The 7,456-nt window shown below is 51.7% G+C and carries 8 protein-coding genes and 1 tRNA gene; 7 read left to right on the top strand and 2 right to left on the bottom strand.

The genetic code is table 11. From position 1 onward, the window contains the following. The first annotated feature begins 649 nt into the window (after positions 1-649). The 6 genes from LPA02S_RS09840 to LPA02S_RS09815 all read left to right on the top strand — a co-directional run bounded on the left by LPA02S_RS09840 (position 650) and on the right by LPA02S_RS09815 (position 6,632). Entirely contained in the window at positions 650-2,125 is a 1,476-nt protein-coding gene (locus LPA02S_RS09840; protein ID WP_054648611.1) for a peptide MFS transporter, read from the top strand. Between the two features lie 221 nt (positions 2,126-2,346). Next, entirely contained in the window at positions 2,347-3,183 is an 837-nt protein-coding gene (locus LPA02S_RS09835; protein WP_162256035.1) for a metallophosphoesterase, read from the top strand. Positions 3,184-3,295: 112 nt separating this feature from the next. Further along, positions 3,296-3,376: transfer RNA gene (locus LPA02S_RS09830), tRNA-Tyr, on the top strand. 275 nt (positions 3,377-3,651) lie between these two features. Then, positions 3,652-4,920 carry a C40 family peptidase gene (locus LPA02S_RS09825; RefSeq protein ID WP_054648617.1) on the top strand — a complete coding sequence of 423 codons (1,269 nt, stop codon included), beginning with the start codon at positions 3,652-3,654 and terminating at the stop codon, positions 4,918-4,920. A 195-nt stretch (positions 4,921-5,115) separates the two neighbouring features. After that, the gene (gene proC, locus LPA02S_RS09820; RefSeq protein ID WP_054648619.1) at positions 5,116-5,916 is read left to right on the top strand and encodes a pyrroline-5-carboxylate reductase; all 801 of its coding nucleotides are present in this window, start codon (positions 5,116-5,118) and stop codon (positions 5,914-5,916) included. 11 nt (positions 5,917-5,927) lie between these two features. Further along, positions 5,928-6,632, top strand: a complete 705-nt coding sequence (locus LPA02S_RS09815) for a GntR family transcriptional regulator (RefSeq protein ID WP_056956520.1) — start codon at positions 5,928-5,930, stop codon at positions 6,630-6,632. 83 nt (positions 6,633-6,715) lie between these two features. Here the strand turns inward: LPA02S_RS09815 and LPA02S_RS09810 are convergent, their stop codons facing one another. Both LPA02S_RS09810 and LPA02S_RS09805 read right to left on the bottom strand, forming a co-directional pair. Then, positions 6,716-6,946: a DUF2922 domain-containing protein gene (locus LPA02S_RS09810; RefSeq protein ID WP_054648621.1), complete on the bottom strand. Its 231-nt coding sequence runs from the start codon at positions 6,944-6,946 to the stop codon at positions 6,716-6,718. A gap of 14 nt (positions 6,947-6,960) precedes the next feature. After that, positions 6,961-7,224, bottom strand: a complete 264-nt coding sequence (locus LPA02S_RS09805) for a hypothetical protein (RefSeq protein ID WP_054648624.1) — start codon at positions 7,222-7,224, stop codon at positions 6,961-6,963. Between the two features lie 32 nt (positions 7,225-7,256). Between LPA02S_RS09805 and LPA02S_RS11830 the strand changes: the two genes are divergently transcribed. Continuing rightward, positions 7,257-7,456: hypothetical protein (locus LPA02S_RS11830; RefSeq protein WP_225354997.1), on the top strand; the 200-nt coding region annotated here is incomplete at its 3' end.

Below are 7,456 nucleotides of genomic sequence, written 5' to 3'. Positions count from 1 at the left end.
CGCAAGTTTCTGCGGGGAGCAACTCGTTTCCATAAGCAAAGCTAACGCGGGAGCGCAATAGCGTTCACCTCTAAATAGAATATCCACACGGCTAACCTTGAAATGCTAGTAGTTTACACGGGGCCTGGTAGCCTGTAAAACCGCATTTTTGCATGCAAGAACAGTCACCATTAATGATGTTCCTTTGTACATACTAGATCTGCTGAACATTCTTATAGAAGTTGTTTGACGTCAACGTTATTGTGGATCCAATCGTTGGTGCGTGAGCGCTAAATGAGCGTTTATGAGTATCGTCCACGTGTCGCTTCATTTATTGCGTCCGGAATGAACACGTGTCGCTGTTTACAGTTCGATGGCAATTGTTCACGCACACTAGACGTCGCCGCGATTATTCCCGTCATATCGCGATTGTACCGAATAGTCATACACGAAAAATACATTTTTATGTAACGTGAATAATGTTGACTACTAACGTTAAATTAACGCTAATCTAACGTCATGCCACTATAAGCTCACTGCTTTTTCTAAAAACAAGGTAATATATAATTTTTGTTTGTATGCATTTTTATAAGAGTATAAAATGTTTCCATTCGCTATTTGAATTCAACTCCGGGTAATACCGGATTAATTAGCATTGGAGGATCATACCTTGAGCAAGAGCAAGCGAGATGTTGACCATGCATTCTTTGGTCAACCGCGTGGCCTCGCCACGTTAGCATTTACTGAATTCTGGGAACGGTTCAGTTACTACGGGATGCGTGCCATCCTGTTGTACTACATGATTGCCTCGCTGGAACACGGCGGGTTGGCAATGAACGCCGTGCTGGCAGCATCCATCGTTTCCATTTATGGGTCACTGGTGTACATGAGTAGTGTGCTCGGTGGCTTTGTCGCTGACCGACTATGGGGTGGACACCGCACGGTCTTTGTTGGTGGTATCTTCATCATGTTTGGGCACATTGCCCTAGCCGTCCCGGCCGGGGTTCCGGCTTTGATCATCGCCATTATCCTGATTGTGATTGGGACGGGGATGCTGAAGCCAAATATTTCCGAAATGGTTGGTGGCCTATACGGCAAGGACGATATGCGCCGTGACAGTGGGTTTAGCCTGCTGGTTATGGGCATTAACCTCGGTAGTTTCCTGTCACCCATTATCGTGGGGTGGCTGCGCCAGGAGGTTAACTACCACCTCGGCTTTTCAATTGCTGCGTTCGGGATGTTTATCGGCCTGATTATCTACATTATTGATGGTAATAAGTACCTCAATAAAGAAGATTTCCAGGCACCCGACCCAATTCAGCCAGACGAGTTGCGCCCGTTGCTCTGGAAAGTTGCTGGTCTGATTGCCGTTTTGGTCATCATTCTGGTTGCTATGGGTGTGACGGGGACGCTGACCGGTGATGGCGTCGTGAACCTAATTACGATGATCGCCATCCTGATTCCTATTTGGTACTTTGTGACCATCATTCGTAGCAAAAAGGTGACCAAGATCGAGCGGTCTCGGGTGATTTCCTACATTCCGCTGTTCATTGCTGCGGTATTCTTCTGGGCAATTGAGGAACAGGGTTCCACCGTTTTGGCGTTATTCGCACAGAACCAAACCCAGCTGACTCTGGGGAGCTTCCACATCCCGGCCAGCTGGTTCCAGAGCTTGAACCCGCTGTTCATCGTCGTGTACACACCGTTCTTTGCTTGGCTGTGGGTCCACATGGGCAAAAAGCAACCTAGCAGCCCGAAGAAGTATGTCTACGGACTGATCTTTGCGGGTCTGAGCTACTTTGCCATGATGATTCCGGTTGGGCTGTTCGGGACGTCCGCGCGCGTTTCGCCGTTATGGCTAGTGCTGTCGTGGGCCATCGTTGAGATTGCCGAGATGCTGATCTCGCCAGTCGGGTTGTCCGTGACTACGAAGCTGGCACCAAAGGCGTTCAAGTCGCAGATGATGAGTATGTGGTTCCTGGCCGATTCGGCCGCCCAGGCCATCAATGCGCAGGTGGTTAAGCTCTACACGGTGCAAACGGAATTCTGGTACTTTGCTGGTATCGGGATTGCTTCCGTGGTTCTAGCCGTCCTGCTGTTGTTCATTACGCCGCGAGTTGAGCGGCTGATGGCCGGCGTTAACTAAATGTAAAGCTTGTCACGGAGGGGTGATACTGACCAGCGTTATGGTGGTTAGTATCACCCTTTTTGCGTGGAATGGTTTTTTGAAAAGTTGGGGATGATGCTTGTAAATTTGATGCTGTCTCACTTTTGAGGGAGGAATTTCGCACTTAGCGGTGATAAGGATTAATATCTTTGTTTTGAAAGGGTATAATTACAAATATACATTGCTGGATTAAGGGTAGGGTGAGTTACTTGCGCATCGCGATTAGTTCTGACAACCACTTTGATATTAATCACGTAAACGCTGATGACGTGGTGGCGCCCCAGGTGCGTTATTTGCGTGAGCAGGGTGTAGCCCTCTACGTGAACACTGGGGATACATACAATGACTTTCGGAAGACCCGCAAGTATTTTCACACGCTCCAGTCGGTTGCGGGTGATAGTTTTGATGTGCGTTTTTTAGCGGGTAACCACGACATGCTGCGGGGAGCTGACTATAAGACCATTCAGGGATTGCAGGATCCACTTTACCTCCATGAGCGTTCGTTTGTACCGCCAGCTTCGCCAGAAACGGTGATTGTGGGAAATAACGGCTGGTATGATTACAGCTTTGTGGGCCCCGATGCAGTTATTCATCCGGAGTATTATTGGCACTGGAAAAAGGCGTTCTGGGTGGACAGTACCATTGATCAGCCAGGGAGTGACCAGGAACGCATGGAACACGAATTGGGTTATATGCGGATCTTTTTACGCGCACACGTGCAAACCGGGCAGAAGGTTCTATTTGTAAGCCATTTTGTGCCGGAAGTGCGGCTACTGCCACCGGCCATGTTACGCGACCCCAAAGGTGAAAAGCTGGCGGCAATGCTCGGGAGTCAGCGGATGGGTGAATTGTTACAAGAATTTCACGTTGATGCGGCTGCGTTTGGTCACTGGCACCGGCGGGATGAACCGCGAACGATTGGCAGCACGACCTTTTACCACCGTCCAGTGGGTTATGGCACCAAGCGACGTGCCGAGTGGGTTACGGATGATTTCATGACGGAGTGGCAAAATAGCCTCACGGTGATTGATTTGTAGCGGTCAAAGTTTAAGATTGACCAGATGGACCATAAAATAATCGAATAACGTTGACACTACCTTAAGGAATTCGTTAGAATGTTTTTGTTCCTTGCAAAATAGCATAGGTATTGGGGGATTAGCGAAGAGGCTAAACGCGACGGTCTGTAAAACCGTTCCTTCGGGTTCCTAGGTTCGAATCCTAGATCCCCCATCACGACGTTTAGCGCCGGTACGTGACCACGTATCGGCGTTTTCGTCACCTTTGCTGGTAGCATAAATGCCGCTATTGCGGAACAGTTGTTGGGTGGTATGTTCACGATAGTGTCACAGTTGCAACAAAGTTTAGAAACATGTGACGAGAGTGTAATTTTTCGTCCCGGGTTCTGTAACATGCCTGTAACGTGGCCGCGTTATCATTGCCATAATCGTTAAAGAGTAAATATTGTTTTTTAAAAAGTTGCAAAAATATCTAGGAGGACATAATTTATGACTAAAGCTAACAGCGTCAAGAAAAACCTACTCTCAGTGGCAACACTTAGTGCCCTGGGCTTGACGGCCTTTGGTGCCGCTAGTGTCAGCAAGACTGCGGACGTATCGGCCGCAACTGACAAGACATACACCGTTAAGAGTGGTGACACGCTAAGCCAGATTGCCGTTGACCAGAACACTACGGTGAAGAAGTTGGTTAGTGACAACAAGATTGCCGACGCTAACTTCATTCTGCCAGGTCAGACTTTGCAGTTGGCCTCCACTGCCGCTACGGCAACTGAAGCAGCTGCTAAGGGTTCATCCGCTACGGGTACATACACGGTCAAAGCCGGTGACACGCTTTCCGCGATTGCCAGTGCTAACGGCGTGACCGTTGCTCAACTGGTTGCTGCCAACAACATCAGCAACCCGAACTTCATTCTCGTTGGCCAGCAGCTGACTTTGTCCGCGACGAGCGTAGCATCTAGTGCCGCTAGTTCTGCTACACCGTCTGCTACTAGCAGCGTAGCCTCTAGCGCGGTTTCGTCCGCTACTAGCAGCGCAGCTAGTGAAGAAGCTACGACGACCACAACCACTACTGACTATGCTGCTAGTTCTGAAGCTGCTGCGTCATCTGCTGCTGCTTCCAGTGCCGCCGCTAGTGCCGAGGCTGCTAGTCTAGCTGCTGCATCGAGCGCAGCCGCATCTTCAGCTGCTGCTGCAAGTCAGGCGGCTGCGAACACCGCAGCATCCACGACTCCTGCTAGCTCCGCAGTTGCCACTACCCAGCAGACTGCCACCACGCCGTCATCCGCTCCTGCTAGCTCGCAGGCCGCTGCAACGCAGACGTCAACGACTAACACGGCAAGCACGACGACCAACACAACCACAACGACGACCACGAACACGTCTTCGAGTCGTGCCGCTAAGGTCCAAGCTGTGATCAACGTTGCTGAGCAACAGTTGGGTGTACCGTACGTTTGGGGTGGTAAGACCCCAGCTGGGTTTGATTGCTCCGGCTTGGTTTACTACGCCTTTGCTAATGGTGCTGGTATGAACGTTGGTGGTTACACCGTCGCTCAGGAGAGCGCCGGGACCCGCGTTTCAATTAGTCAGTTGCAGCCAGGGGACATCGTCTTCTGGGGTGCCGCTGGTGCTACTTACCACGACGCAATTTACATTGGCAACAACCAGTACATTGCCGCACCACAGACTGGTGACGTGGTTAAGATCCAAACCATCAGCAGTTACTTCCAGCCAAGCTTTGGTGTTCACGTTAACATGTAATTTACCGTACATTATGTACGTTCAGGGTACTCTTCCTTCGGGAGGGGTACCCTTTTTGGTATGGTTAATACCCATCAATGACCAAATCAATGGCAGTCATTGCCAACACTAATGCTGGCCGTTGACAGTGCCGGTGTTTTTCGCTAGTCTAATAATAATTGGTCTAGGTATTAATGCCTAGTGGGAGGAAATTTTATGCAAATTGGGTTTATCGGTGTGGGCAACATGGCCCGTGCCATTATTGACGGTTTGGTTGCGGCCAAAGCAGTTACTGGTAGTGATCTCCATTTACATAGCGGACACCTCGAGCATTACCAGGCGTACGCAGAATCACTGGGCGCGCAAATTGAGACTGATAATAGTGCAGTAGTGGCCAACAGTGACGTCGTCTTTCTCGCTGTCAAGCCCAAAATGGTTGATGCCGTACTGACTGAGGTGCATTCAGCATTTACGGCCAGTCCGACCTACTTAGTCTCCATGGTTTCCGGAATTGATTTGGCTAGTTTGCGCCAGATTGCTGGCTCCACCCAACCTATGTTGCGCATCATGCCCAACCTCAACGTCGCCATTGGTGCAGGCATGACTGCGTACGCCCCGAACCCCGCGGCGGCAACTAGCGATGTCACCAACAGTGTGGTGGGGTTGCTGGCCCGTATTGGTGGTACCGTGGAGCTACCTGAGGACGACTTTGCCACCTTTGTGGGGCTGGCCGGCTCCTCCCCCGCCTTTGTGTACGAGTTTATCGACGCAATGGCGAGTGTGGGGGTTAAGTATGGCTTGACCAAAAAAGTAGCCGTACAAATCGCCGCGCAGGCCGTTGCGGGTAGTGCAGAGCTGGTTCTCGCTCGTGATTCGTCGCCGTCCGACCTGGCCGATGCGGTTGCTAGCCCGGGTGGTACAACTATCCGCGGTATGTTGGCAATGCAGGCGGCTGGCTTCAAGAACGCTGTCGTGGCAGGCTTGGACGCGACTATTGCAATGGATAAGGGCGAATAGGGGATAACACAATGCAGTCACCAGTTTATATTCAGATTCATAACCGCATTAAAAAAGACATCGAGGACGGTCGCTGGCAGGTCGGCGATCGCATTCCGGCTGAACGTGAGTTGGCGGTTACCTTCTCGGTTTCCCGCATGACTTTGCGTCAGGCCGTTCAAACGTTAGTCGACGAGGGTATCCTGGAGCGGCGCGTTGGTGCGGGTACGTTTGTTGCCAGCCAGAAGGTGCAGGAGCGCATGAGCGGCGTCACCAGTTTTACGGACGTCATGCTGGCTCAGGGGAAGCGGCCGTCCAGCCGTACGGTGAGCTACCACATCACTAACCCCTCACTCTCAGAGGTTGAACAGTTGGGGCTCAAGGACGGTCAGCAGGTGCTACGTATGGAGCGTGTCCGGTATGGCGATGAGGTGCCCATTTGTTTTGAGGTAGCGGCTATTCCGCTAGACCTGATTCAGGGATTCAATAAATCCGAAGTCACGCGGTCCCTGTACCACGTGCTGGAGACCAAGGGTGGCTACAAACTCGGTGGTGCACAACAAAAAGTCTCTGCCGTGACGGCAAGCGAGCGGATTGCCAAGTATCTTGACGTTAAGCGCGGGGATGCTATCCTGCGATTACGGCAGGTGTCCTTTTTGGGGGATGGGCGTCCGTTTGAATATGTGCGGACGCAGTATGTAGGCGGTCGGTTCGAGTTCGTTTTGGACCGGAAGTAGAGCCGAGCGAGCGGCAATGGATGCAAAACGCGCTCCGACCATTTGGCCGGAGCGCGTCCTTGTCTTATCGACTTAGTCCTAGGTTATGCGGTGGGTTCAGCTACCCAGATGTCTTCGCTCGTGGTATCAATCATCCGGGCGGACACTGGTGTTGCGTACTGCTTCACACCCTCGCGGTAAAACTGGTCTGAATCAATCAACGCGGTCATGAACTTCTGGGCGGCGTCGGCGCTTAAATCACCGGAATAGGCGGATAGGCGCAAAGTTTTGGACTTATTTGCAGCGGTCTTAAAGGTAAATGATAGGCTACGCATGGCAGTTCCTCCTGTTATTGGTTGTTGCCGGCGGTGGTTTGGTCATTACCGTCGGTTGTAGTGGCATCCGCAGAGACTGCGGACTCAACGTTGACGCTAATATCCGCCAATTCTAATTCTGGGTAGAGGGCGGCGAAGGCTGCACCCAGCGTACTGAGCGCGGGTGTATCAGCGTTCTCTGTCAGGTAATCAATGCGGTGCGTGACGGGTTGGGCGTCCGCATCCTGGGGGTTAATCAGCGTGAAGGTTACGCTGGCGTTGCTAAACTTTTGGGCCATATTGGCACACTCCTTTTGGGCTGGTTAATGGGTTGCGGCATGGCCAAACACCTTGGGCATACCGTAACCCGTTGACCGCCATTTTTGTTGGTAAGGGCTGGCCAGCTGCTTACGAACCCAACAAATGGAGTAACTCCTGCGAAGTGTGCGCAGGGGGTGGCGGTTTGGCTCCGTGGGATGTGGTGGACCTCTACACGGTGGCCGCTACCGGTGGCTGGTCGTACTGGCGCGG

It is taken from the genome of Lacticaseibacillus pantheris DSM 15945 = JCM 12539 = NBRC 106106 (assembly GCF_001591865.1).
GTDB lineage: Bacteria > Bacillota > Bacilli > Lactobacillales > Lactobacillaceae > Lacticaseibacillus > Lacticaseibacillus pantheris.
This window is presented reverse-complemented; position numbering and strand designations above follow the sequence as displayed.